Origin of the sequence: Paenibacillus sp. FSL H7-0357 (assembly GCF_000758525.1) — a bacterium.
Taxonomy (GTDB): domain Bacteria; phylum Bacillota; class Bacilli; order Paenibacillales; family Paenibacillaceae; genus Paenibacillus_AQ.
On the sequence record NZ_CP009241.1, the window covers coordinates 3,429,791 to 3,455,214 of the forward strand.

A 25,424-nucleotide genomic window follows, 5' to 3' on the forward strand; every position below is an offset into this window, starting at 1 on the left:
AAGGTTTATGCTAAAATGGAGGTACAATATTGCTGGTAAAAAGGATGGCTAACATGCAGAAGTGGCACCATATATTCCATAAAAGTACAGGTCTGAGCCCTTATGTATGGGTCATTTTTTACATTCTTCCCTTCTATTTTATCTTCCGTTCGTCCTCGATGGACCGGTGGGTATACGGAATTCTCATGATCATTGTATTTTTTGCCTGTTATGTCCTAGCCTTCAAATCAACGGGCTGGGTGGTCTACTTCTGGACAAGTGTGCAGATTATTGTTTCTATAACGATGACCTTGCTGTTCGGGTATATGTATTTTGCGTTATTCCTGGCTTTTTTTATCGGGAACATCCAGAAGCGGGTCGGATTCTTTACGCTGTATTCAATTCACCTGCTGACCACGATTATCGCCATTAACTATGAACTGATTACACGCAATCCGGTATTCATCTCCCAGCTCCCTTTTGTGCTTGTGAGTATGATTGCGGTGGTCCTGTTGCCTGCTACAACGTATAACCGCAACAATCAGGATAAGCTGGAGGTCCAACTGGAGGATGCTAATAAACGTATCTCTGAACTCGTCATCATGGAGGAACGCCAGCGGATCTCCCGTGATCTGCATGATACACTGGGACAAAAGCTGTCGCTCATCGGACTCAAGAGTGATTTGGCCGGCAAGCTGATCAACAAAAATCCGGCGCAGGCTATCGTCGAAATTAACGATGTCCGCCAGACAGCGCGAACAGCGCTCAAAGAAGTCCGTGAGATGATTACACAGATGAGGGGCATCCGGCTTGAAGACGAGCTGGTGCGGATCAGGCAGCTCCTGCAGGCTGCAGAAATTGAGTTCGAGCTGGAAGGCAGTCCCAAGCTGAAGAATACTTCGCTAATTACGGAAAATGTGCTGAGCATGTGTATTAAGGAAGCGGTGACGAATGTGGTAAAGCACAGCGGTGCCACGGTCTGCAAAATTCTCATTGAACCCTCGCGCGTAGATTTGGTTGTTAAGATACAGGATAACGGCAAGGGAATTGAGGGGACTTCTCTATTTTATAAGGGCCATGGAATGCAGGGAATTCAAGAGAGGCTGGAATTTGTAAACGGTTTGTTGGACATTGTGAAGGACGGAGGGACAACGATTGTCATTAAAGTGCCCACAGTCATCCAGCAGACGGAACGGGAGGCGAATCACTGATGATCAACATTGTAATTGCTGAAGATCAGCGCATGCTGCTTGGCGCCCTGGCTTCATTGCTCGACCTGGAAGAGGATATGAAAGTGGTGGGCCGGGCAGCTAATGGTGAAGAGGCTGTAAAGCTGGTCCAGCAGCTCAAACCGGATATCTGCATCATGGATATCGAAATGCCGGCAATGACCGGACTTGAGGCGGCGGAGGCGCTGAAGCAATCCGGCTGCAAAATCATGATTCTGACCACCTTTGCCCGGGCCGGATATTTCGAGCGCGCCGTTAAATCTGGCGTAAATGCCTATTTGCTAAAAGACAGCCCCAGTGAAGAGCTGGCTCTCTCGATCCGCAGCGTTATGGCTGGCAAACGGATGTATGCGCCGGAGCTTATGGACGAAGCTTACAGCAACGAGGCCAATCCGCTGACCCAACGGGAGAAGGAAGTGCTGGGGCTGATTGCCGATGGCAAAAATACTAAGGAAATCGCGAGCCAGCTGTACATTACGACCGGTACGGTTCGCAATTATATTTCGGTTATTCTCGACAAGCTCGATGTGGGCAACCGGATTGAAGCGATTACCAGATTCAAGGAAAAAGGCTGGTTCAAATGAGGATCACTGGGGGACTTTCGGAGTCACCCTATTTTTTTGCTCATTTTCCGGGATTTCATCTGCAGAGGTGGGACGATTTTACTATTTTTGCCACGGAAGAGGGATTGCCATTGGAACAGCAAACCATTTTTGTTAAGATAAATGCAAACATGTGATCTTATCCGTGTTAATTGGTTAATAGAAGATATATCCAATTGTTTGCTTGATATCTTTCGATTTATTATGCTATCTCATTTGGGGAGGAAACTGATTTGCCTGAACTGACATCATCGTATGTAGATTCGCTCGCACCCAACGCCGCTGCCATGAAGAATGGTCAGGGGCTGGTAAAGAAGAAAAGCTTCGTGCAGTTGAACCGTTCGGAGAACGGGGAATTGCTGTTCGGGCAGTGCTCGGGAAGCGGCAAAACGCCTTATGAGTGCTCTGCGGACTTCATTGTGCCGGATAAGCCGGTGTTCCGCTGCACCTGCCCCAGCCGGCAGTTCCCCTGCAAGCATGCGCTGGGCCTGCTGTATGCCTATGCCGAGGGTCAGCCTTTCACAATAGCTGATGTACCCGAGGACATCTCTGCCAAACGCGAGAAGGCCGAGAAACGTGAAGAGACCAAGGTGAAGCAAGCTGCCGAGGGCGGGGAAGCTAAGCCTAAGAAAGTTAATAAATCTGCGCTGAAGAAAAAGATCAACGCTCAGCTTGAAGGGCTTGACCTGCTGGAGAAGCTGGTCCTGTCGCTTATCCGCAGCGGATTATCGACCATTGACAGCAAAACGCTGAAGACGATTAAAGAACATGTGAAGCAGCTTGGCAATTATTATTTGTCAGGAGCACAGATTGAACTGCGCCGGTTCGCGCTGCTGCTGGATGAAGGCCGTGACCGTGAAGAGAGTTATACATATGCGATGGAGCAGTTGACACGGCTTCATGCTTTTATTAAGAAAGGGCGGGCTTATCTGACCGCAAGGAGTGAGGATCCCGAGCTTGCCCTGGATCATGAATCTACTATTGATGAATGGCTTGGACATGCCTGGCAGTTGTCTGAACTGAAGGAATACGGACTGGTGAAGGAAGAGGTCGAGCTTCTGCAATTAGCCTTCTACAGCTACGATGATCTTGCCCGTCAGGAATATGTCGATCTTGGCTACTGGCTGGAAACGAACAGCGGAGAGATTCACCGGACGGTATATTTTCGCCCTTACAAGGCAGCCAAACTGATGCGGGAAGAAGACAGCTTCTTTGAAGTTGGCCGGATTCCCTTGCTCTACAAATACCCCGGAGAGATGAATGCCCGGGTCCGATATGAAGAAATAACAGCGAGACCTGTTACTGAGGCTGATTTGAAGCAGGTCTACAGCAAGACTCACCGCTCTTACGCGGAGGTGCTCAAGCAAGTAAAGAATCAGCTCAAGAATCCGCTGAGTGATAAATCGCCTGTGCTGCTTCTGCATGCAGCAAGTCTTGGGGTAACCGAAAGCGGCCAGTATGTCATCACAGATGAGTCCGGCAGCAGACTGGTACTGGAGGATATCCCTTCGCTGCCTCAGGGGACGGTGGATTTACTGCCGTTTCTTCCGTCTTCCTTACTGACGGACTGTGCCATACTTGTGATGTTCGAGCATCATTTGGATTCAGGACGGCTGACTGCCCAACCGCTGACGATAATCAAGGATGAGGCGGTAACCCGGCTCTTGTACTGACCAATCATTGAGATCATAAACATGATTTATATACCTATAGGGGGACAGCCCATGAGTACAGCATTATTGCAAGAGCTTCACCAAGAGGTGAGAAGACTTTATATCGCCGGAAGTGATCTGGCAGCCGGAGATTTCCGGCTGAAGCGTCTGCTTCCGCAGTTTCAGCAACTCGGTGAGCGTGCTCCAGTCTTCAAGAGGCTGGGTGAGGGTATAACGGCTCTGATAGAGCCCGGCAGTACAGCGGAACCAGTATCCGCTGCAAAGCTGCAGGAGCTGACGCTGCTGCTGGAATCGGTGCTCTACACCCAGGGGGTTACGGCACCCGACGGAACTCCAGGTCCCTTGCGGGCGTTTTATTTCCCGGCGGAGACCCGGCTGCCTTACCGCAGGCTGGCCGCTGTGAGACAGGCATTGACCACGACGGGAAGCGGCAGATATGAGATCGTAATCGAAGCTTTTAAGGAAGGCGTATTTCAGGATATGCGCCTGCTTCCGCTGGCTATTGCCGCTTTGAAAGATCCTTATGCGGAGCTTGCGGACTTTGCGGCGGCAGAGATACTTCCGTCTTACGGCCCGGCTATCGCCGAATATTTGATGGAGCACTTTAATCCGGCCGGCAGCAGAGGCGATGTCCGCAAGCTGCAGGTGATTGGCAAAGTGGGGGGAGCCGGCGTGCTCGAGCAGATCTGCGCAGCCGCAGAGAGCGGCAGCGACGATGTCCGGGTGGCGGCGATCGGATGTCTTGCCGGGCATGAGGCCTATATCCCGTCACTGCTGGAATGGACGACGGACAAGAAGAAGACCATCCGGGAAGCTGCGTTTGCCGCTTTGGCAGCAGGCGGTTCCCTGCAAGGGGGGGAACGTCTGCTGGAAGCATTTTCGCTGAAGAAGGACCGGGCACTGGTGGCGGAGGCGCTCTGCAAGTGGCCTTCGGCCCGAATTGCAGACCAGCTGGCGGTTCGATTTATGGAGGAGCTGCGTGAAGCTCCTCTGGACAACGGGGACAAGAAAAAGACGGAAACATATTGGAATGGATTAGAACCCTATCTAACCGCTCTCTATAGGGAGCGGAATACACAACTAGATGAAGCATACAGTTATGTGATCGGAGAATATCCCCGTTTTGTCTCGTTTGGCTGGCTGCCGCTTATCGATCAGGCAGCCTGGTATACAGAAAAGTCGGATTCTGCAGAATCGCTGGAGCTGCTGAAGGGGCTGGCGAAACAAAACATGCGCTATCTGCCGAATGTTTTCCGTGCGGCTCAGCAGCAGTTGAACCCGGAGGAATTGTACAACCAGTTCGGCGGCACGATGATGAACAAGTTGAAATCAATCGTCTCGAAGGAGGCGGCGCAGCGTGACCAGCAGCTTCTGGAAACGCTGGAGCGGCAGATTATGAATGTGGAACGGGTGGCTTACGAAACACCTTGGAGTTCTTCCAGAGACAGGCTCCAATACTCGAGAGAGATGATGCCTGCGGAGAGAATTGCCGCAGAGTGGGACCCGCGCTGGCTGGACTGGTTCATTGACCGTGACGCACTGGAGCTGGTATGTGCCTTTGCCCAGCCGGGGCATGAGCGTGCCCGCAGCTACCTCCTGGAGAAGCTCCAGGGGCAGAAGAAACGCAGAATGCAAGAATTTATCACGAACATCTTTATTGGTCTGGAACGTACGGATATGCAAGAGGAGGAGCGCCAGGAGCTCCTAATGTCTGTGCTGGAGAACGATCGGCTTTATAATCCTTATATCTTTGACTATTTCGTATTCCAAATGATGCTTCGTTTTCCGGTCAGCTATATCAGCCGTATTGAAGCTATTGTTCCGGTATACAGATACGAATGCGTACAGCAGCTTGAGTATTTGCTTAACCATTTGCGGAGCCAAGAGTAAAGTCATTAGAGGGAGATGAGTATATGTCAACGGGACAAGAGCAGCTTCAGGATTACATGCGGCTGCCTGCGGAGGTATTATATCGTGAGGAGCTGGAAGCGCTGCGCAAGGAGGACAAAGGGAAGATTCCTGCCGGCTGGCAGATGTCTCCCCGGGCGGTGCTGACCTTCATAACTGGCGGCAAAGCCGGGAAAACGATCATTACACCGAAATATATCGGCAACTCAAGGTTGATTGAAATGGCGGTTGCCACCCTGGTCACTGACCGGGCGCTGCTTCTGATCGGTGAGCCGGGAACAGCCAAATCCTGGCTGTCTGAGAATCTGGCGGCGGCGATCTACGGCAACTCGGGGCTTGTTGTGCAAGGGACCGCCGGAACCAGTGAAGAGCATGTGCGTTATTCCTGGAATTACGCGATGCTCCTGGCGAACGGTCCTACTCCGGAAGCGCTGGTCAAGAGTCCGATCATGCGCGCCATGGAGGACGGCGGAATCGCCCGCTTCGAGGAAATCTCCCGCTGTGCTTCCGAGGTGCAGGATGCGCTGATCTCCATTCTGTCGGAGAAGACGATCTCTGTGCCGGAACTGGGCAAGGAGGCGGGCGCCCGCAAGGGCTTCTCCATTATTGCCACAGCCAACACGCGGGACCGCGGAGTCAACGAAATGTCCGCCGCACTCAAACGGCGGTTCAATATTATTGTGCTGCCGGCGCCTTCCGATCTTGAGACGGAGCTGGCCATCGTGAAGAAGCGGGTTGCGGAAATTGCTTCTTCGTATGAGCTGCAAGCTTCCGTTCCGGCGGATGAGGCGCTCCTGAAGGTGGTTACCATCTTCCGGGAGCTGCGCAGCGGCATGACGTTAGACAAGAAGGAGAAGGTGAAGTCACCGGCTGGGGTTATCTCTACGGCAGAAGCCATTTCTCTGCTGACCAACAGTATGGCGCTGGCGGCAAGCTTCGGCAGCGGCGATCTGACTGACGATGATCTGGCCGCCGGTCTTCAGGGAGCGATTGTCAAGGATGATGACAAGGATAAACTGGTCTGGAAGGAATACCTGGACAATGTGATGAAGAAAAAAGGAGCAGAGTGGCGCGGCCTGTACCAGGCATGTAAGGAGATGAACGAGTGATTAAGGCTGCTGAAGCTGGAGTGCATATTTTCGGGGTGCGGCATCTGTCACCGGGCGGCGCAAAGCATCTGCTGGAATACCTGGATCAGCTTCAGCCGACAGCGGTGCTGATCGAAGGGCCTAGCGATGCTTCCGATGAAATCCGCCATCTGACACATAAAGTTACGAAACCCCCGGTGGCGATTTTAGCCTTTACCGATGAGCTGCCGGTGCGTACCGTTCTCTGGCCTTTTGCCGTCTATTCTCCGGAATATCAGGGCATGAAGTGGGCTAAAGAGAATGGAGCGGAGGCGTTATTTATTGATTTGCCTTCTTCTGTAACGCTGGGCTTGCAGGATATGAAGAGACAGCAGCGGGGCAGCGGGCAGGAAGCTAAGCCCGCTGCCGTTGAAGCCGAAGAATCTTCTGCAGCAGAAATGCAGGACGAAGAATCGCTCTACAGCCGGATTGCCCGGTTGGCAGGCGAGTATGATTATGATATGTACTGGGAGCGTAATTACGAGCATAATGCGAATGCCGGGGCATACCGTGCAGCGGTCCTATCCTTCTCCGCACAAATGCGTGAACTGGCGGAAGAGAAGGAGCTGCGGGAGCAGCCGTCCGAATATGCCTACAATGTGCTGCGTGAGTCTTATATGAGGCGGCAGATCAAGAAGATGATTGCCGCCGGACATGAGCCGCAGAAGATCGTCGTCATCTGTGGTGCCTACCATGCTTCGGCTCTGGCCGATCTTTCGGAAAGCATGAGTGATGAAGAACTGGCTGCGCTGCCTTCACGCAGTACGAAGCTGACGCTGATGCCTTATTCGTATTACAAACTGTCCACGATGTCCGGCTATGGCGCGGGGAACGGGGCTCCCCATTATTTCCAAATGATGTGGGAAGCCATGGCTGCCGGGCGGCCGGAGGAGCTGCCGCATCTGTACTTGTCTTCGGTGGCGCGCCGTGTGCGCGGCTCCGGCACACACCGCTCAACCGCAGAGGTTATTGAAGCGGTCCGGCTGGCGGAGTCGCTGGCGTCGCTGCACGGCGGCAGTGCACCCACGCTGCGGGATCTGCGCGATGCCGCACAGACGCTTCTCGGCCACGGTGAGCTGTCGGTTGTAGCCGATGCTCTGGCCAGAGTAGACGTTGGCACAGCCATTGGCAGCCTTGCCGAAGGGGTCAGCCAGACTCCGATTCAGGATGATCTGAACAGGCTGCTCAAACGTTATAAACTGGAGAAATATAAATCGACGGTAGCCAGTGAACTGTCGCTTGATCTCAGGGAGAACCGCAGGGTGTCAAGCGTTGAGGCAGCCTATCTGGACCTGCACCGTTCTGTGCTGTTCCACCGGCTCACTCTGCTCGGCATTTCATTTGCCAAGAACCGGCCAAGCGGTCAGGAGGGAGCTACCTGGGCTGAGCACTGGGTGATCCAGTGGTCGCCGGAGGTGGAGATACAGGTTGTAGAATCCACCCTGCTGGGAGAGACGGTGGAAGTGGCCGGAGCCTATGTGCTGCGTGAACGGCTGCAGGAATGCCGCTCCATCGCCGAAGCTTCGGCACTCATCCGGATTGCCTGCCAATGCGGCATGACTGCCCAGATGGAGGAGGCCAGCAGAGTGCTGCAGAATCTGGCTGCCCTCAGCCGGGATGTGGCCGGCATCGCAGCGGCCGCCAGCGAGCTGTCGACGATTATCAGCTTTGGCGACATCCGTAAGGTGGATACCGCGCCGCTGGTACCGCTAATGGAGGAGTTGTTCCGGCGCGGCTGCCTGTTCCTGCTGGATGCCAGCGGCTGCAACGACGAAGCGGCCGGCAGTATGCTGACTGCCATCAATGAGCTGAACGGGATTTCACTTGAGCATGGCGAAACGCTGGATGAAGGTTTATGGCTGCAGGAGCTGCAGCAGTTAGCAGAGCGGGATGACCGCAATCCGCGGCTGTCCGGCTTCGCCTGCGCCATTCTGATGGAGCGGGCTGCAATTTCTGCGGAGGAAGTCGCAGCGGAAGTATCGCGCAGATTATCTCCGGGGATACCGGCCGATCTTGGAGCCGGCTGGTTTGAAGGGCTCTCCATGCGCAACCGGTACGGACTGCTGTCGCGCATGAGCCTGTGGGAACAGCTGAACAGCTATATCAATGCTCTTGCGGATGATGAATTCAAGCGTGCACTCGTCTTTCTGCGCCGGGCATTCAGCACCTTCTCTCCACGGGAGAAGACGATGATTTCCGAGCTGCTGGGCGAGCTGTGGGGTGTGAATGTGGAGCAGGCCGCAGAGATTCTCACCGGGGAGCTGAAGGAGGAAGAGGCCAAAATGCTGGATGAGCTAAATGATTTTGACTTCGGTGACTTTTAGATGACGGCGGAGAACAGGCAGGAGAATACGGTATCCCGCTGGCGGCTGATTCTGGGTCAGGAAGCGGAAGAAGCCTTGTCAGGCTATGGTGAAGGCGGCAGGCTTGCTCTGACAGAAGAGGAATTGATTATGGATGCAGCGCTTGCCGCCATCTATGATGAGACCGGTGCCGGCAGCAGCTCCGGGAATGCCGGCACCGCCAAGGGCAAAGGTGCCGGAACGGGGCGGAGCGCAGTCCACCTTTCGAAATGGCTCGGGGATGTGCGCAATTTTTTCCCGGAAGATGTAGTTTCGATTATTCAGAGCGATGCGATGGAGCGTAAGGGCTGGAAGCAGCTGCTGTTCGAGCCGGAGCTGCTGGCTGCCGTGAAGCCGGATATCAAGCTTATTGGTACCCTTCTATCACTAAAGGGCAAGATCCCGGAAAAGACCAAAGACACAGCAAGAATGCTGGTTCAGGCACTGGTCGACGAACTGGTCAAGCTGCTGGAGACGGATATCCGCCGGGCAGTGACAGGGGCTTTGAATAAGCGGCAGCATTCTCCTCTGCCATCGCTCAGCGGGCTGGACTGGAAGCTGACAATACAGCGGAACCTGAAACATTATGACTCGGAACGACGGATCATTATCCCTGAGCGGTTTTATTATTTTGACCGGGCGCGCCGCAGCAAAGAGTGGACGGTAATTGTTGACATTGACCAGAGCGGTTCCATGGCCGATTCCATTATCTGGGCTTCGGTCATCGGCTCGATCTTCGCCAGCATCCCGGCACTTAACACCCGTGTAGTAGCTTTTGATACAGAGGTTGTCGATCTTACCGAACAATGCGCCAATGATCCCGTAGACATGCTGTTCGGCATTCAGCTGGGCGGCGGTACGGATATCCATAAATCGGTGAAGTACTGTGAGCAGTTCATTGAAGAGCCTAAGAAGACACTCTTTATCATCGTCTCGGATCTGTATGAGAACGGCAATCAGGCCGGACTGGTGCGGCGGATGCGCGAGCTGCGCGAGGCGGGAGTCCGGACGATGACCCTGCTGGCTCTGTCGGATGAAGGGAAACCTTCCTATGATGAACGTCTGGCGGCGCAGCTGTCGCGGGATGGAACCCCGTGTTTTGCCTGCACACCTGCGTTGCTGCCGGCACTGGTCGAAGGCGCACTGAAGGGACAGGATTTGGGCGAGCTGGCCAAACGTCTGGGAGCTTCATAAGCTTACGACGGTTTGCGGGGCAACTGTTAGTTGAAACATGAGTCAATATCAGCGTACCCAGAGGGTGATGAAACTGTTCAAATTCCCGATTAAAGAACTGGTGTATACAAGTAGTGCGGAGTATGGAGAGCTGAAAATGTATGTGTTTGAACCTCCGGCGTGTGATGAGCTGCGTCCAGCCATTTTGTTTTTTCATGGCGCAGGGTTCTCAGCGGGTAAAGCAAGGCTGGAACAGTTTCAGCATCACGCACATTATTTTTCCGCACTCGGTTTTGTTTCGATCTGCGTGGAATACCGTCCAAGGCACATTGATGGTTTGTTCTCACCTGTTACGGGCATTAAGCATGCCAAAACAGCGGTAAGGCAGGTTAGAGCACAGTCTGCTCTTCTCGGGATCGATCCGTGCCGTATTGTCGTTGCAGGCGCTTCTGCCGGAGGTTACCTGGCCCTTTGCACAGCGATGATCGAAACAGTTACTGGTCTTCCCGATGATCTGTCAGTTAGTAGTGTTCCAGATGTGCTCATTATCTTCAACGGTGGGGTGGACACAGCAGTACTCATTGAAATGTTTCCGGAACTTTCGGTTGACCTCGCTGGCGCGTCTCCTAAAGATCATATGAGAGGGTTTTTGCCTCCAAGTCTTTTCTTTCATGGAACACAGGACGAGAATATTCCTTATGCAACCGTGGAGGAATTCGTAGATGCCATGAGGAAAGCCGGCAATGATTCGCGTCTGGTTCGGTTTGAAGGGCTAGATAGATTGAACTGAAAAGTTTAGAGTAAAGGTTCAGTCGCGACTGCGGGTAATGTTTGGACTTCCGGCCGCTGTTGTCTTCGGATTTCTTGATTATGACCACCGCTGCTCGCGGTTGAAATCCGAAGACAAAGGCGGTCGCTATCGCTCCTACAGTTCCAAACTTCCCCTCCGTCGCTCCCTTTCCTCAAGTTTCAAGTTCAATCTACCTAGGTTATGGATTTTTTATTATAATAATATTCCGTACCAGCGGACTCTTCAGGAGATCGTGAAATTCCTGAATGAATTGGGCTATTTTTATTAAAGGAAATACTTACTTTTCGTTCACATATTGTGTAAGCTGCGTATATCATTTATAATCGGTTATTAAAAAGCACCTATCAATAGGAGCTGCTTGAAAGGAAATGAATTTCTTATGTCAAGTAAGTTAAGAGCGGGTATCGTCGGCGGTACCGGTATGGTGGGTCAACGGTTTATTGCACTCCTTGAGAATCATCCCTGGTTTCAGGTGACAGCTATTGCCGCCAGTGCCAATTCGGCAGGCAAAACGTATGAACAATCAGTCAAAGGCAGATGGAAGCTGTCTACACCTATGCCTGAAGCAGTGAAGAGCATCATGGTACAGGATGCTTCCAAGGTAGAGGAAGTGGCTGCGGATGTGGATTTGATCTTCTGCGCCGTGGATATGAAGAAGGAAGAGATCAAGGCGCTGGAAGAAGCTTATGCGCGTACCGGCACGCCGGTAATCTCCAACAACTCTGCGCACCGCTGGACTCCGGATGTTCCAATGGTGGTACCGGAAATCAACCCGGAGCATCTTGAGGTCATTGCACAGCAGCGCAAACGTCTGGGTACGGAAACCGGGTTCATCGCTGTGAAACCGAACTGTTCGATCCAGAGCTACGTGGGGATGCTGCATGCACTGAACGAGTTCAAGCCTTCTAAGGTTGTCGTGACAACTTATCAGGCAATTTCCGGCGCCGGCAAAACGTTTGTTGATTGGCCGGAGATGGTAGATAACGTGATTCCGTTCATCGGCGGCGAAGAAGAGAAGAGCGAGCAGGAGCCGCTGCGGATCTGGGGAACGGTTACGGACGGAGGGATTGTCAAGAGCGAACAGCCGGTGATCACTTCACAATGTATCCGTGTGCCTGTCGCTGACGGCCATATGGCTGCAGTATTTGCCTCCTTTGAGCAGAAGCCGTCCAAGGAAGAAATTCTTGAACGCTGGAACAGCTACAAAGGACGTCCGCAGGAACTGGAACTGCCAAGCGCACCAAAACAATTCATCACCTACTTCGAAGAAGAAAACCGTCCTCAGACTCAGCTCGACAGAGATATCGAGAATGGCATGGGCATTTCTGCCGGCAGACTCCGCGAGGATTCGCTATACGACTATAAGTTCGTCGGCCTGTCTCACAACACTGTGAGAGGCGCTGCCGGAGGAGCCGTGCTGATTGCCGAGCTGCTGAAGGCTGAAGGTTATATTCAGCCGAAATAAATCACCTGAACTACTGAATTTCATCCGCTGAATAACAACCCGCCGGACCGTACCGGCGGGTTGTTTGTGTATTTTCCTGACACATTGCCTATAGTAATGGTAAGATAGAGAAATGCAAGGCGAAAACTGAATACTGACGGAGTGATATTGTGGCAAAAAGCAAAGGCGGCGGCACAGGCAGAGGAACAGGCAGCAAGGGCTGGACGCGCTGGAACAAAACGGCAAAGCCGGTGAAACCGAAAGGCGTAGCTCCCGGTAGCCAAGGAAGCAAAGGAAATGCTGCTGCCAAGAGCAGCGGGGGAACTCCATCCGGTCGCAGCAAATAACAGAGCGTAGTGCTCATAGATTATGTGAACTGAAGCATCTGATTTTGTACGCTGAAATCAGATGTTTTTCATTTTCGGGACGGAAGCGGGATCAGCATGAGAATTAATAAGTATATCAGCGAAACGGGTCTTTACTCGCGCAGAGAAACGAACCGGATGATCACCGCCGGGCGGATTTCTGTCAATGGAGAGGTATGTGAACCGGGTGCCACCGTAGAGCCGGGGGATGTTGTAGCGATTGATGGACAGACCGTAACCCCCAGCAAGGAGAAACCTGTATATCTGGCACTCAATAAGCCTGTTGGGATCACTTGTACCGCTGCGCGGCAGGTGGAGGGCAATATTATAGATTTTGTCGGTTATCCCTCACGGATCTTTGCTGTTGGCCGTCTGGACAAACATTCCGAAGGTCTGATCCTGATGACCAATGACGGAGAAATCGTGAACACCATGATGCGCTCAGAGAATGGACACGAGAAGGAATACAGGGTAACTGTGGATAAACCGGTGAGTGAAACCTTCCTGCAGGACATGTCTTCCGGTGTCGCGATTCTGGGAACGGTGACCAAACCTTGCGTGACCTATGCGGTTAGTGAATATGAGTTCGGAATCATTTTGACCCAAGGACTGAACCTGCAAATTCGCCGCATGTGCAAAGAGCTGGGCTACAGAGTGCTTAGACTGGAGCGGATACGGATTATGAATATTAGTCTGCACGGACTGGAACGGGGACATTGGAGGCATTTGGGTGAGGAAGAGCGGGAGGAGCTTTTTTTCCGGCTGAATGGATAAGCAACAGCTGAATGCAGGCAAAAAAATCCGCATCAGAACGCTACTCTCAGCGGGCTGTGCGGATTTTTATAAATATAAGCATTTATACGCTTCCACTTGAATCAGGGATCCTCACGACAGTATCTTTGGTTCAAATTGCTTGTTATACAAATCCCTATAGACCCCGTCATTCTTCAGCAACGAGTCATGTGTGCCTTCTTCGACGATCGAACCGGCCTTAACCACCAGAATCGTATCAGCGGCCATAATCGTGGACAGCCGATGGGCGATGACAAGGCTGGTCTTGTTCAGGAGCAGCACATGCATGGCCTGCTGAATGTAGTATTCCGACACCGTATCGAGCGAGGATGTGGCCTCATCCATGATGATAATCGGCGGATTTTTGAGCAGCACCCGGGCAATGGAGATTCGCTGCTTTTCACCGCCGGACAGTTTGATGCCCCGGTTACCCACAACGGTATCATAACCCTCAGGCAATTCCATAATAAAATCATGAATATAAGCGGATCTGCAGGCATCCATGATCTCTGCTTCGCTGGCCTCTGGATTTGCGTACAGCAAATTTTCCTTGATCGTTCCGTTGAACAGATAGGTATCCTGCGTCACCAGACCAATCTGTGAGCGAAGCGAGTCCAGTGTGAAATCGCGGATATCCTTGCCGCCGATGGTGATCGCACCGGAATCAAGCTCATAGAGGCGCGGGATGAGGTTCGTGATCGTTGTTTTGCCGGCACCGCTGGGCCCGACGAGGGCGGTTAGGGTTCCGGCAGCAGCAGTGAAGGAAATATGGCGGAGCGCCGGTTTATCCTGCTGATAAGCGAAGTTTACGTCACGGAATTCGATGTCCTTCCCGGAAGCGTTGATGTGCAGGGCAAGCGGAGAATCGACAATCTGTGGATCCATGTCAAAATAATCAAAGATCCGCTCGAAAAGCGCTGCGGAGCGTTTAATATCGACATACAAATTTGTCATTTGCAAGACCGGCCCGTACAGTCTGCCGAGTAAGGCGACAAAAGTGATGATCGTACCGACAGTTAGCTCACCTTGGATGAACAGATATCCGCCGTACAAGTAGATCAGCAGCGGTCCAATGCTGGTAAAGGTGGAGAGGACCATCATGAACCAGCGCCCGGCCATTGATTGGCGGATTTGCAGTTGTGTAGCTTCTGCATTAATCGTTTTGAAATTTGAATATTCCGCTTTTTCTTTGGTGAACAGCTTCATTAATAAATAGCCGCTGATACTTAACGTTTCCTCAATGACTTCATTCTGTTCGGAGAATTTCTCTTGTGTTTTTTTAGCCAGCTTCCAGCTCAAATTGCCCATTTTACGGGTAGGTAGTATGAATAGAGGAATAACAAATATTCCAAGCAGCGCCAGCTTCCAATTCATAATAAAGAGCGTCACCGCAGTGGTGGCAAGGATAAATAAATTACTGGCAAAATTAACAATCGTGTTGCTGAACACACCTTGAATTCCCGAGATATCGCTAGTCATCCGGGTGATGACTTCCCCCTGTTTGACACTGGAGTAGAATTGCAGCGGCATCCGCTGGAGATGACTGTACATCTGGTTTTTCATATCATGGACGATATTTTGCGATATAAAAGAATTCAAATAATTTTGCAGCACTCCCAGCAGTCCCGAGACAACGGTTGCGCCTAATGAAGCCAGGACCAGCAACAACAGCAGATGCAGATTTTTGTCCGGCAGCGCCTGGTCGATAATATGCTGGATCAGGATGGGCGGCAAAAGCCCCAGAACTGCAGAAACACATAATACGATCATAACCAGAAGCGTTTGCTTCCAGTAGGGAAGAAAATACTTAGAAATCCGCAGCAGAAGCTGCTTGGAAATCTTCGGATGCAGCTCATCATCATCAAATTTTAGCTTGCCATGCCCAGGTCCGCCACCAAATCCTGCTGCACCAAAACCTCTTGACATTACACATCACCAGCTTTGTGTGGAATTTTGTTGTTAAGTCTCTTGCTCCTGTGCCTGCGCCAGCTTGTCGAGCAGTTGTCTGTTCATCCGCAGGAGGGTGTCAATCTCTTCCCCGGAAAACTGCTCCAGTGCCGATCCCAGTACTTTATAGGAAAAAGCCTCCCCGTTGTACCGCTTGCACAGCTCTTCTCCGGCAGGAGTAATATATAGTTTGGTTTCTCTGCGGTCCTGTTCGGAAATGACCCGGGTGACCAAATTTTTCTCTGCCAGAGCATCAATGTGAGTGCTTACCCGGCTCTTGGCAAAAACCAGCCGTTCAGTAACTTCCTTCTGTGATTGGCCCGGATTGTCTTGAATAGAGTTCAGGATGCCGATCTGATGCACCGTCAGCCCCAGCTTTGCTGCACTTTGGTGTGCAAGCTTCTTGAGCTGGCGGGACACCGCGAAAAAGGAATGATAAACCTCACTCGTCTGCTGCGGATCAATCATGTGTGCGGACCCCCTTTGCTGAATATAGTTACGTTTGTGAACAGTTAACAAAGTAAACTAATAATACACCTGAAACAGCGGGATGTAAATGCTATAATTTACCTACCACTGTATAAAGGAGTAAAGCATGAACATTGACCAAAAAGGTTTTGAGGTAAAAGGCTTAAGCTACATTATCAGATCCGCCGACCCTACAGATGCAGCGAATTTATCGATATTAAGGCTGCAGATTGACGGCGAAACCGAAAATATGGACAGAGTTCAGGGTGAGGGAGTTATCGATACTTCCGGCTTTGAACAATTGATCGCCCGGGATACGGAAGATGAAAGAAACTTATTTTTAGTGGCGGAAGCTGAAGGCAAAATTGTGGCATTTTCGAGATGTGAGGGGAATCATCTTACAAGATTCTCGCATAAAGTGGAATTCGGAATCTGTGCAGCGCGGGAGTATTGGGGGTTTGGCATCGGGAAACATCTTTTGGAACAGTCGCTTGCTTGGGCGGATGCGAACGGAATCACTAAGATCATATTATATGTATTGGAAACAAACGAAAAAGCGGTGCAGCTGTATAAAAAGTTCGGATTTGAAATCGAAGGGGTCATCACGAAGGACCGGATTCTTTCTGACGGCAACTACTATAACACGATAGTTATGGGAAGGTTTAAGTTATAAGTTTCCCCAATAAAAAAATGCAGGACCGTCTGTTACGGTCTCTGCGTTTTTTTGTAATGGGCAGCTCTGAAGTCATGTATACCGGATAATCTGCAACAAATTTTTTGCAGCTGCGCTAATGTCATCCGCCCGGGCAATGGCTGAGATGACGGATGCTCCATCGGCTCCGGCTCCGATAACCGGCTGGGCATTACCCGGCGTAATTCCACCAATGCCTACCAGCGGGATAGTAAGGCCGCAGCGCCGCAGCTCTTCAATGACCCGGGTGCCTTGCACCGCCTCGGCATCGTCTTTGGAGGAGGTCGGATAGACCGGGCCAACTCCGAGGTAGTCTGCACCATCGGCGATGGCCTGCCGGGCTTCAGGCTGTGTATGGGCGGAGACGCCGATGATCTTGTGATCACCGAGCCGCTGACGGATGGAGCGGGCCGGCTCATCCTCTTGTCCCACATGGACACCGTCGGCATCAAGCGCGATTGCCAGCTCAATATTATCGTTCACGATGAAGGGGATACGATGCTCCCGGCATATCTGCTGAAGTTGTTTGGCCAGATCGAATGCTGCTGTTCCGGTCAGCGCCCCGGGGCCTTTTTCCCGGAACTGAAACTGCGTAATTCCGCCTTCAATGGCCTGGGTCAATGTGTCTGCTGGTGAAATCCGGCAGTTGACACTGCCCATTATAAAGTACAGCTTCAGGAGCCTGCGCATCTCTTCGCTGTCGATTCTCTTCATCTCACATTTCCCCGCATTCTGTTGCCATAAGCAAAATGATTTGTAGGCCCATGTCCCGCTCCAATGCCAAGACTGTCTTCGATGGCCGCATGGATGAAAGCTTTCGCGGTATGGATTGCTTCCTTAACGGTGTTACCCTGTGCTAATCCGGCCGCCGCTGCCGCAGAGAAGGTGCAGCCCGTTCCATGGGTATGCCGCGTGGAAATGCGCGGGCTTTCCAGATAGATAAACTCGTTACCGTCATACAGCAGATCGAGGACTCCTGTCGTTCCGTCATCATGGCCGCCCTTTAGAACAACAACGCGGGCGCCCATGGAATGGATGAGCACCGCTGCCCGTTCACGGTCCGCCAAGCCGGAAATCTTCATCCCGGTCAGACTTTCCGCTTCCGGTATATTAGGTGTTGCCACCAGGGAGAGCGGCAGCAAATCGGTAATCAGCGCCTGCACGGCTTCCTGCTGCAGCAGCGGTGAGCCGCCTTTGGCGATCATAACCGGGTCAACCACCAGCTTATCCCAGCCATACTGGCGTACTTTACCGGCAACGGCGCGGATGATTTCACCGCTAAAAAGCATGCCGGTCTTGACCGCATCCGGCTGCAGATCGCTTCCGACGGAATCAAGCTGCGCGGTAACAGCCTCCGATCCGAGCGGATATACGCCTTGTACTCCGAGAGTATTCTGTGCAGTCACTGCTGTAAGTGCCGACATGCCGTACACGCCAAGCTCCTGGAATGTTTTCAGATCGGCCTGGATGCCTGCGCCGCCGCCGCTGTCGGAGCCGGCGATTGTCAGCGCTTTGAATACTTTTGTCATGTAGTCCACTCCTTTGCCGCAAGCATTATAGTGTGAGCAGCTGTACCCGTGATCTCTCCTTGTAGGTGTCTGGAGTGACCAGGGCCAGCTGGTTGAGAAATTCAATTTGGAAGGCGCCGGGGCCTTTAAGAGCTGTCCGTTCGGCTGCGATCTCGGCCGCGACACCATAGAAGGAGAGCGCCTCGGCAGCCGCTTCCAGCCATGAGCCGCCGCTGACCGCCAGAAAAGCTCCGACTACGGCGCTGAGCAAGCAGCCCGTACCGGTGACTTTGGTCAGGATGGGATCACCGTTGCTGACGACGTAGGTGCTGATGCCGTCGGTAATTACATCATCTTTCCCGGTAATGATGACCACACATTCCAGCTTTCGTGCCGCTTTATTCGCCAAAGCGATGACATCGCCATCGCCGGCACCGGCGTCAACGCCCTTGATGGCCCAGCTTTCCCCGGCAACATGGGCCACCTCAGCAACATTGCCGCGCAGGGCGGTAATGCGCAGCTCCTGGACCAGCTTATGCGTGACCTCGGTGCGGTAGGCGGTAGCACCGGCTCCAACGGGGTCCAGCACCAGCGGTACCTTATGGCGCCCAGCCGCTTGCCCGGCCAGCACCATCGAGGTGATGGCATGCTCGTTCAGCGTGCCGATGTTAAGCACAACAGCTCCCGACATCGCGGCGATGTCCGCCACCTCCTCATGGGCATCGGCCATGAAGGGCGAAGCGCCCAGGGCCAACAGCCCGTTGGCGGTAAAATTGGCCACCACAATGTTGGTGATGTTGTGCACAAGCGGATTGGCTTCACGTACTTTAGCTAAATAACTCATTATTAGTCCTCCTCAAAGTTTTGTTTGAATCAGCTTGCTGAAACTATAAGCAAAACTGCAAATATATTAAATGAACTTAAAATTAACAGTCAGCGACCCGCAGGTTGGACTATACAGTGCATGTCTGTCCTCATACATCTCATTCCTTTATGCGTTAGCGAGGCCCATTCTATTGCACTTCCACAGCAGACGGCCCCTAAATCAGCCATACATAAGTCCAGTCCCCATACATGAATCTCTAAACTTCGGTCCTTTGAACTTAGCTCCTACAGATTAACAAAAGCATCCTTGCTGTCCGTTTCTCCGCTCAACAGTCCGTTCTCGGACAGCCACGTGTGCACGTTCTCCCAGGATTTCTCCTCCTGCTGTCCAAAAGGCAGTTTTCCTGCATCCATCAGCGGCAGAAGGATTTCCAGACTTTTTGTCTCGATTGCTTGGTCGAGCGGGGCGGTAGCATCTTCGTGTGCAAACAATATTTCAAGTGCCTGCTGAGGCTGCTCCTGTACGAATTGCTGTCCTTTGCGTGCCGCATTCATGAACTTCCGGTAGTCATCCTCCTTATCCAACAAGCCCTGTTCACTGGCAACAAGCACAAGCTCATAATAGTCCGGTACTCCGTAGTCCGTCGGATCGAATGAAGTGACGGGGTGGCCTTCTTTTTCCAATATCAATGCCTCATGATTAATAAATCCGCCGATAATGCCGTCTGCGCGTCCGGTAGAAAGAGCAGGAATAAGATCGAATCCAACATCAATCAGGTTCAGTGAAGCCGGATCGCCTCCGTCGTATTTGACCATTGTCCGGAGCATCGCTTCATACAGGGGAATGGAGGAGTATCCGGCATTTTTGCCTGTGAGTTCTTTCGGGCCGGTTATCCCGCTCTCTGCGGGGACCAGAAGATGATTGAGCGGATGCCTTACGAGCGCTGCGACAGATTTTACAGGTATTCCTTCACTCCGCGCCATTAATACCTGTGGTTGGTAGCTGAGAGCCAGATCGACTTTACCTGCGGCGACAAGCTTCAAAGCATCATTGCTGTCCGCCGGCATTTGAATGTCCACCTCCAGCCCTTCTTCGGCAAAATAGCCATTCTGCTGAGCAGCATACAGGAAGGAATGAACTGCGTTCGGATACCAGTCGAGCATTATAGTCAGCTTGTGCGGTTTGCCGCTGGAATTCTCTGAAGAAGCGGCGGAGGTATCCGGGTCTTTTGCGCTGGCGCAGCCGCTTAAGAGGGTAAGCAGGCATAACAACAATAAGTATGGAATAAGTCGGTGTGATTTCTTATGTGTGGAATGATTGCGATACAGCTCAGGATGGGTCATCGGTAAAATCCTCTTTTCTGCAAAATGAGTTTTTCGAGCACAGCGATACTGAGAAACAAGGCTACACCCAAAGCGGACAGCAGCAATACGGCGGCGAACATTTCTGCACTTTGCAGATTGCCGGCCATCCGGCGGCTGAAATAACCAAGCCCCCGGCTGCCGCCCAGCCATTCCCCGATCGTCGCTCCGATCACACAGTAGACGATAGAAAGCTTAAGTCCGGAGAAAAAGGAGGGCAGCGCCAGCGGAATCTGCGTCTTGCGCAATATCTGCCAGCGGTTTGCCCCAAGCGTCAGGAGAAGGTCTCTGTACAGGCTGCCGCTTTGCCGCAGACCGTCATAGACGGCTACCACAACAGGAAAAAAGGCAGTCAGAAAGACGACAGCAACCTTGCCCCACAGGGTATAGCCGAACCACATAATAAAAATAGGTGAGAGCGCGATCAGCGGAATGGTCTGGCTGATAATCAGCATGGGATAAAGTGCTTTGGCGAGCGGAGCGAACATATGCATGCCGGTACCCAGCAGTGTTCCGCAGACAACCGAGAGGGCAAACCCGATCAGTGTCTCCTGCAACGTGGCGGGCAAATGCTCTCCGAACAGCAGCCCCCGCTTTTCAATCAGCGCTGTCCAAATTGCACTTGGCCCCGGGAGAATAAATGAAGGGATCATGTTCAGCTGTGCTGTGATCTCCCATGCCGCAATAAGCAGCACCACAAGCAGTAGAAAGGGGCCATAAGTCCGCAGCTGTTTCTTATACCATAGAGCTCTCATGCAATCTACACTCCAAATCCTCCCGCAGGGCAACAAACTGCGGTTCATAATTCATTTTGTAATGTCTGGGTCTCGGCAAAGTGACGATCAGCTCCTGCAGCCCGCCGCCAGAGCCGCCGGTCATCAAATAAATCCGGTCGCTGAGCAGCAGCGCTTCTTCAAGATCATGAGTGATGAACAGAACGGACTTATCGAGCCCGCCCCACAGCTCCAGCAGCCAGCGGTGCATCTCCCGTTTGGTGATCGCGTCCAGCGCTCCAAACGGTTCGTCAAGCAGCAGCAGTTCGTTGCCAGCAGCTAGTGTGCGCAGCAGGGCGACCCGCTGGCGCATCCCGCCGGACAGCTCCTGCGGATAAGCATTTTCCTTGCCGGAAAGGCCAAAGCGGCCGAGCATTCCGCGGATCCGGGCGAGTGCCTCGTGCCGGCTAGAGTCCTGCTTCAGCTCCCAGGGAAGCAGGCAATTGTCCAGCACGGTCCTCCAAGGCAGCAGCAGGTCCTGCTGCGGCATATAAGCGATCTGTCCAAGCCGCGAGCGTGTCGAACGAGAGCAGCGTCCATGTACGGTTATTTCACCGCCGGACGGCTCGAGCAGGCCGGCAATGATTTTGAACAGTGTGCTTTTCCCGCAGCCGCTGGCTCCAACAACGGAAATGAATTCGCCTTGGCGGACGGTCATTGAAAGACCGGAGAATACCGGATTCCTAGTCGCTGCAAACGAATAAGCCAGGTTGGTTATAGTGAGCATATTGGAATGTGGAAACCTCCTGCGGGCGTAGTTTGTTTAACGTTACTTGCCTGATCGGCGGCAACAGCAGACACAAGAAAGACCCATTCATTTCCGGAGGAAATAAATGGGTCTGAACGTCACAGTCAGTTAGCTTAGTGCGGCTCCGCTGAACAATTCTGCTCCACTTCCCTCCGCTGGTATGATCCAGATCAGGTTCCAAGGGTCCGGAGCTTAAAGCTCCGTCTCAGTCGGCCGACTCCCCTAGTGAAATAACAGGTCAATATTGAATTTGCAATTGCTAATTAATATACCATATCCCGGCAGTTTGTAAAGAGAAGCAGTCGCTCACTTTTGCTGCAGTCCGGTTATGAACAGCGTGATCATACCAGCGGGAATCGCTTCTTTGCTGGAGCCGTACCGTTTCGGCTGGCATAAGTAGAGGTCTGACTGAAGATGCAAAAAACTTGATGAAGCAGCGGTGCTTTTGGGCAAGATAAGCAAGTGTCCATGCAGTGAAAAATAGAGGGATTTTGAAAGGGGTTCATGTGATGAAGAAGCTTAGTCTGACTATCCTGCTGCTGCTAACTCTGCTGCCGGCAGGGGCATGCGGCAATAATAACAATACAGCGCCTGCGGCTACTGCCGCGCCCACAGAAGGAGCGGCTCCGGCCGGGCAGAACTCACTGGAAGCTGTTAAAGCGAGTGGCAAGCTGCGTATTGGTACGGAAGGGACATATGCTCCGTTTACTTTTCATGATGCAGAGGGCAAGCTTACCGGTTTTGATGTGGAGATTGCCAAGGAGATTACGAAACGGCTGGGGGTGGAACCCGAATTTGTAGAAACCCAATGGGATGGCCTGTTTGCCGGCATGGATGCCAAACGTTTTGATACGATATTCAACGAGGTTTCGATCACGGATGAACGCAAGGTGAAATATGATTTCTCTGAGCCGTATATCGTCTCTAAGGGAGTGCTGATCGTGCGCGAGGATAACCAGGATATTACAGCCTTCGCGGATCTTAAAGGGAAGAAGGCAGGTCAATCGCTGACCAGCAACCTGTCCGATATCGCCCGGGAGAACGGTGCGGAGATCGTCGCTGTGGATGGCTTCAACCAGGCCATAGACCTGCTGACCTCCGGCCGGATTGATGCGACCGTAAATGACGGCTTGTCCTATCTCGACTTAAAGAAGCAAAAACCAGATGCAAAGATCAAACAGGTGGATGAAACGGCCGAGGGGTCGCAAAGTGCGGCAGTTTTCCTCAAAGGAAACGAAGAGCTGGTTAATGCTGTCAGCAATGCGCTGGCTGAAATGAAGAGCGATGGAACCTATCTGAAAATATCGGAGAAGTACTTTGGGGCGGATGTGTCCAAATAACAAATGGAGCTGGCGCGAAGTTGCAGCCGAGTGTCCAAAAAGGATGTCTGAACGATGGATGACCGGAAAATTGGGATTTTCATGGATTCACTGCTGCCCCTGTTTAAAGCGGGGGTGGCTTATACCCTTCCGCTGGCGCTTGTTTCCTTTGCGCTTGGATTGCTGCTAGCTGTTCTTACCGCGCTGTTCCGTCTCTCCTCATGGAGAATCCCGAAGCTGATTGCCCGGTTCTACGTCTGGGTTATCCGCGGAACACCGCTGCTGGTACAGCTCTTTATTATCTTTTATGGACTTCCGGCGGCAGGGATTGTGCTGGATCCTTTTATTGCCGCTGTAATCGGTTTTACACTCAGTGTTGGAGCCTATTCTTCGGAAATCGTCCGGGCAGCCATCCTGTCCATACATAAAGGCCAGTGGGAAGCTGCCTTTTCCGTCGGAATGAGCCGGGGGCAGGCACTGCGGCGGATTATTCTGCCTCAAGCGGCGCGTGTATCGGTTCCGCCCTTGTCGAACTCTTTTATCAGTCTCGTAAAGGATACCTCCCTGGCGGCAAGCATTACGTACGTAGAGATGTTCAAAACAGCGCAGCAGATCACGGCGACCACCTACGAACCGCTGCTGCTCTATAGTGAGGCTGCATTATTCTACCTGCTGTTCTGCTCCGTGCTGTCCGCGCTGCAAAATGTCCTGGAACAGCGGTTTGACCGTTATTCGGCGAGATAAGGAGGAAATCACTTGATTGAAATTCGCGGCCTGCACAAATCCTTCGGTTCGCTACAGGTGTTAAAAGGTATCGACCTCAGCATGGAGCATGGCAAGGTTCTGGTGATTATCGGGCCCTCCGGCTCCGGCAAAACAACGCTGCTTCGCTGTTTTAATCTGCTGGAAATACCGGATCAGGGCAGCCTGTCGCTGGGGGGATTAAACCTTGAATTTACGCAAAACAGGAAAATTCCGCATAACACACTGATGGCCCTCCGTCAAAAAACAGGGATGGTTTTTCAGTCCTATAACCTGTTTCCGCATATGACTGCGCTTGACAATGTAATGGAGGGGCAGGTTACTGTACAGAAACGCAGCAAGGGGGAAGCCAGGAAGCGGGGGATAGAGCTGCTGGCCAAGGTTGGCCTCAGTGATAAAGTGGAGGCTTACCCCCATCAGCTGTCCGGCGGCCAGCAGCAGCGTGTGGCCATTGCCCGGGCGATGGCGGTCGATCCCGAAGTGCTGCTGTTCGATGAGCCGACTTCAGCACTCGATCCTGAACTGGTGGGCGAGGTGCTGAAGGTCATCAAGCAGCTTGCAGCTGAAGGCATGACAATGGTGATCGTCACCCATGAGATGAAGTTTGCTGCCGATGTGGCCGACCGGATCATCCTGATGGACAACGGTGTGATCCTGGAACAGGGAACTCCGCAGCAGGTGCTGGAGCAGACGGAGAATCCGCGGGCCCTGCAGTTTCTGAACCGGCTGAGCGGTGATGATTTATGAGTCGCAGTGTATCCAAGCTGCGTGGAACAAGTAAAGGCAGTCCAGGGGGAGACCCGGACTGCCTTTGCTTGTATTTAGTTCATCTCATGATGCGCGGGGGAGCGCCTGAGATGCAGTCAATAGTAGTTAGTTCTGCGTGGATGCATCATTGACTGAATTCAGATATTCCAGTGCATTGTACAGCATAACAGCCGCTTCGGCGCGGGTGAGCTCGCTTTTCGGATTAAACTTGCCATTTGCATCAAGCGTGTTGATCTTGTATTTCAGCGAACGCTGTATGCTGCCTTGGTAGGAAGGCTCCAGTGCAGCTTCATCAGCGATATCTACAGGAACAATATTGATCAGTGGCAGATTGCCAACCTTCTCCACGCCCTGAACGAGCAGGTTGGTGAACATCTCCTTAGTAATTAGCTTGGAAGGATCGATATCTGCAGGAATATCAACGTCGTTGTAATGGGCGTTGACGAAAGCTTCCGCATACCAGGTTTTGTCTTTTACCTTGGAGAATATAGCGCTGGCCAGAGGTGCCTTGTTGAAATCAATGGCAGCCAGACTGAGTTGAAGTCCACCAGTGATAAACTGCACGCCTTGTGCTGTGGTCACTTTGGCACCAGGCAGAAACTGGGTATCGGAGATGCCTTTAATGAGACCTTGTTCCTTCAGGGAGTTGATTTTGGACTTTCCGGCTACGTTGTCAATATCTTTAAAGCTGCCGCCAGCAGCAAACATCTGTCCTCCCAGCGAGAAGGAGAGAAGTGATACGGTTGTTATCACTGCAAAAGCACTTTTTTTCAGTTTCATGGAGATTCCACCTCTATAGTAGGGTAGG

Annotated in this window: 24 protein-coding genes and 1 riboswitch; of the genes, 15 read left to right on the forward strand and 9 right to left on the reverse strand. The window is 52.3% G+C overall.

Annotation, left to right across the window (positions count from 1 at the left end):
- The first annotated feature begins 53 nt into the window (after positions 1-53).
- From H70357_RS14820 to H70357_RS14870, 11 genes are all read left to right on the forward strand, one after another.
- Positions 54-1,190, forward strand: a complete 1,137-nt coding sequence (locus H70357_RS14820; protein WP_038599567.1) for a sensor histidine kinase — start codon at positions 54-56, stop codon at positions 1,188-1,190.
- Complete coding sequence (locus H70357_RS14825; RefSeq protein WP_038590768.1) at positions 1,190-1,792, forward strand: response regulator transcription factor; 603 nt, start codon at positions 1,190-1,192, stop codon at positions 1,790-1,792. The genes H70357_RS14820 and H70357_RS14825 overlap by 1 nt, the downstream gene beginning before the upstream one ends.
- Before the next feature lie 251 nt (positions 1,793-2,043).
- Positions 2,044-3,483 (forward strand): SWIM zinc finger family protein, encoded by a 1,440-nt coding sequence (locus H70357_RS14830; protein ID WP_038590771.1) that lies wholly within the window; start codon positions 2,044-2,046, stop codon positions 3,481-3,483.
- A 51-nt stretch (positions 3,484-3,534) separates the two neighbouring features.
- Positions 3,535-5,373, forward strand: a complete 1,839-nt coding sequence (locus H70357_RS14835) for a HEAT repeat domain-containing protein (RefSeq protein WP_038590774.1) — start codon at positions 3,535-3,537, stop codon at positions 5,371-5,373.
- A gap of 23 nt (positions 5,374-5,396) precedes the next feature.
- Positions 5,397-6,500 (forward strand): AAA family ATPase, encoded by a 1,104-nt coding sequence (locus H70357_RS14840; RefSeq protein ID WP_038590777.1) that lies wholly within the window; start codon positions 5,397-5,399, stop codon positions 6,498-6,500.
- Positions 6,500-8,842 (forward strand): DUF5682 family protein, encoded by a 2,343-nt coding sequence (locus tag H70357_RS14845; protein WP_038599570.1) that lies wholly within the window; start codon positions 6,500-6,502, stop codon positions 8,840-8,842. Before H70357_RS14840 ends, H70357_RS14845 begins: the two co-directional genes overlap by 1 nt.
- A complete protein-coding gene (locus tag H70357_RS14850) occupies positions 8,843-10,054 on the forward strand; it encodes a VWA domain-containing protein (RefSeq protein WP_038590780.1) in 1,212 nt (403 codons plus the stop codon). It begins immediately after the preceding gene.
- A 67-nt stretch (positions 10,055-10,121) separates the two neighbouring features.
- On the forward strand, positions 10,122-10,823 hold the full coding sequence (locus H70357_RS14855) for an alpha/beta hydrolase (protein ID WP_052092035.1): 702 nt from the start codon (positions 10,122-10,124) through the stop codon (positions 10,821-10,823).
- 400 nt (positions 10,824-11,223) lie between these two features.
- Positions 11,224-12,309 (forward strand): aspartate-semialdehyde dehydrogenase, encoded by a 1,086-nt coding sequence (gene asd / locus H70357_RS14860; protein ID WP_038590783.1) that lies wholly within the window; start codon positions 11,224-11,226, stop codon positions 12,307-12,309.
- 146 nt (positions 12,310-12,455) lie between these two features.
- On the forward strand, positions 12,456-12,635 hold the full coding sequence (locus H70357_RS14865; protein ID WP_038590786.1) for a DUF3934 family protein: 180 nt from the start codon (positions 12,456-12,458) through the stop codon (positions 12,633-12,635).
- 96 nt (positions 12,636-12,731) lie between these two features.
- The gene (locus H70357_RS14870) at positions 12,732-13,427 is read left to right on the forward strand and encodes a pseudouridine synthase (protein WP_038590791.1); all 696 of its coding nucleotides are present in this window, start codon (positions 12,732-12,734) and stop codon (positions 13,425-13,427) included.
- Between the two features lie 111 nt (positions 13,428-13,538).
- Here H70357_RS14870 and H70357_RS14875 read toward each other — a convergent pair whose 3' ends face one another.
- Both H70357_RS14875 and H70357_RS14880 read right to left on the reverse strand, forming a co-directional pair.
- Positions 13,539-15,371: an ABC transporter ATP-binding protein gene (locus H70357_RS14875; protein WP_038590793.1), complete on the reverse strand. Its 1,833-nt coding sequence runs from the start codon at positions 15,369-15,371 to the stop codon at positions 13,539-13,541.
- Between the two features lie 33 nt (positions 15,372-15,404).
- Entirely contained in the window at positions 15,405-15,860 is a 456-nt protein-coding gene (locus H70357_RS14880; RefSeq protein ID WP_038590795.1) for a MarR family winged helix-turn-helix transcriptional regulator, read from the reverse strand.
- A 127-nt stretch (positions 15,861-15,987) separates the two neighbouring features.
- On the opposite strand from H70357_RS14880, the gene H70357_RS14885 reads away from it, so the two are divergent.
- Positions 15,988-16,533, forward strand: a complete 546-nt coding sequence (locus H70357_RS14885; RefSeq protein WP_038590797.1) for a GNAT family N-acetyltransferase — start codon at positions 15,988-15,990, stop codon at positions 16,531-16,533.
- A 72-nt stretch (positions 16,534-16,605) separates the two neighbouring features.
- Here the strand turns inward: H70357_RS14885 and thiE are convergent, their stop codons facing one another.
- The 6 genes from thiE to H70357_RS14915 all read right to left on the reverse strand — a co-directional run bounded on the left by thiE (position 16,606) and on the right by H70357_RS14915 (position 21,746).
- Positions 16,606-17,265: a thiamine phosphate synthase gene (gene thiE / locus H70357_RS14890; RefSeq protein ID WP_038590799.1), complete on the reverse strand. Its 660-nt coding sequence runs from the start codon at positions 17,263-17,265 to the stop codon at positions 16,606-16,608.
- Positions 17,262-18,080, reverse strand: coding sequence for a bifunctional hydroxymethylpyrimidine kinase/phosphomethylpyrimidine kinase (gene thiD, locus H70357_RS14895; protein ID WP_038590800.1), 819 nt, complete (start codon positions 18,078-18,080; stop codon positions 17,262-17,264). Before thiD ends, thiE begins: the two co-directional genes overlap by 4 nt.
- Before the next feature lie 25 nt (positions 18,081-18,105).
- Positions 18,106-18,903, reverse strand: coding sequence for a hydroxyethylthiazole kinase (gene thiM / locus H70357_RS14900; RefSeq protein WP_038590803.1), 798 nt, complete (start codon positions 18,901-18,903; stop codon positions 18,106-18,108).
- Positions 18,904-19,169: 266 nt separating this feature from the next.
- Positions 19,170-20,228 carry an ABC transporter substrate-binding protein gene (locus H70357_RS14905; protein WP_052092036.1) on the reverse strand — a complete coding sequence of 353 codons (1,059 nt, stop codon included), beginning with the start codon at positions 20,226-20,228 and terminating at the stop codon, positions 19,170-19,172.
- Complete coding sequence (locus H70357_RS14910) at positions 20,225-21,001, reverse strand: ABC transporter permease (protein ID WP_038590806.1); 777 nt, start codon at positions 20,999-21,001, stop codon at positions 20,225-20,227. The genes H70357_RS14905 and H70357_RS14910 overlap by 4 nt, the downstream gene beginning before the upstream one ends.
- Positions 20,982-21,746, reverse strand: a complete 765-nt coding sequence (locus H70357_RS14915; protein WP_038590809.1) for an ABC transporter ATP-binding protein — start codon at positions 21,744-21,746, stop codon at positions 20,982-20,984. The genes H70357_RS14910 and H70357_RS14915 overlap by 20 nt, the downstream gene beginning before the upstream one ends.
- Before the next feature lie 151 nt (positions 21,747-21,897).
- Positions 21,898-22,001: riboswitch (TPP riboswitch) on the reverse strand.
- A 275-nt stretch (positions 22,002-22,276) separates the two neighbouring features.
- Here H70357_RS14915 and H70357_RS14920 point away from each other — a divergent pair.
- Genes H70357_RS14920 through H70357_RS14930 form a run of 3 tightly spaced genes read left to right on the forward strand, consistent with a single transcriptional unit; the run spans position 22,277 to position 24,595 of the window.
- On the forward strand, positions 22,277-23,107 hold the full coding sequence (locus H70357_RS14920; protein ID WP_038590812.1) for an amino acid ABC transporter substrate-binding protein: 831 nt from the start codon (positions 22,277-22,279) through the stop codon (positions 23,105-23,107).
- A gap of 54 nt (positions 23,108-23,161) precedes the next feature.
- Positions 23,162-23,830, forward strand: a complete 669-nt coding sequence (locus H70357_RS14925) for an amino acid ABC transporter permease (RefSeq protein WP_038590815.1) — start codon at positions 23,162-23,164, stop codon at positions 23,828-23,830.
- 12 nt (positions 23,831-23,842) lie between these two features.
- Positions 23,843-24,595 (forward strand): amino acid ABC transporter ATP-binding protein, encoded by a 753-nt coding sequence (locus tag H70357_RS14930; protein ID WP_038590817.1) that lies wholly within the window; start codon positions 23,843-23,845, stop codon positions 24,593-24,595.
- Positions 24,596-24,721: 126 nt separating this feature from the next.
- Here the strand turns inward: H70357_RS14930 and H70357_RS14935 are convergent, their stop codons facing one another.
- Positions 24,722-25,396: an S-layer homology domain-containing protein gene (locus H70357_RS14935; RefSeq protein WP_038590820.1), complete on the reverse strand. Its 675-nt coding sequence runs from the start codon at positions 25,394-25,396 to the stop codon at positions 24,722-24,724.
- Positions 25,397-25,424: the final 28 nt, after the last annotated feature.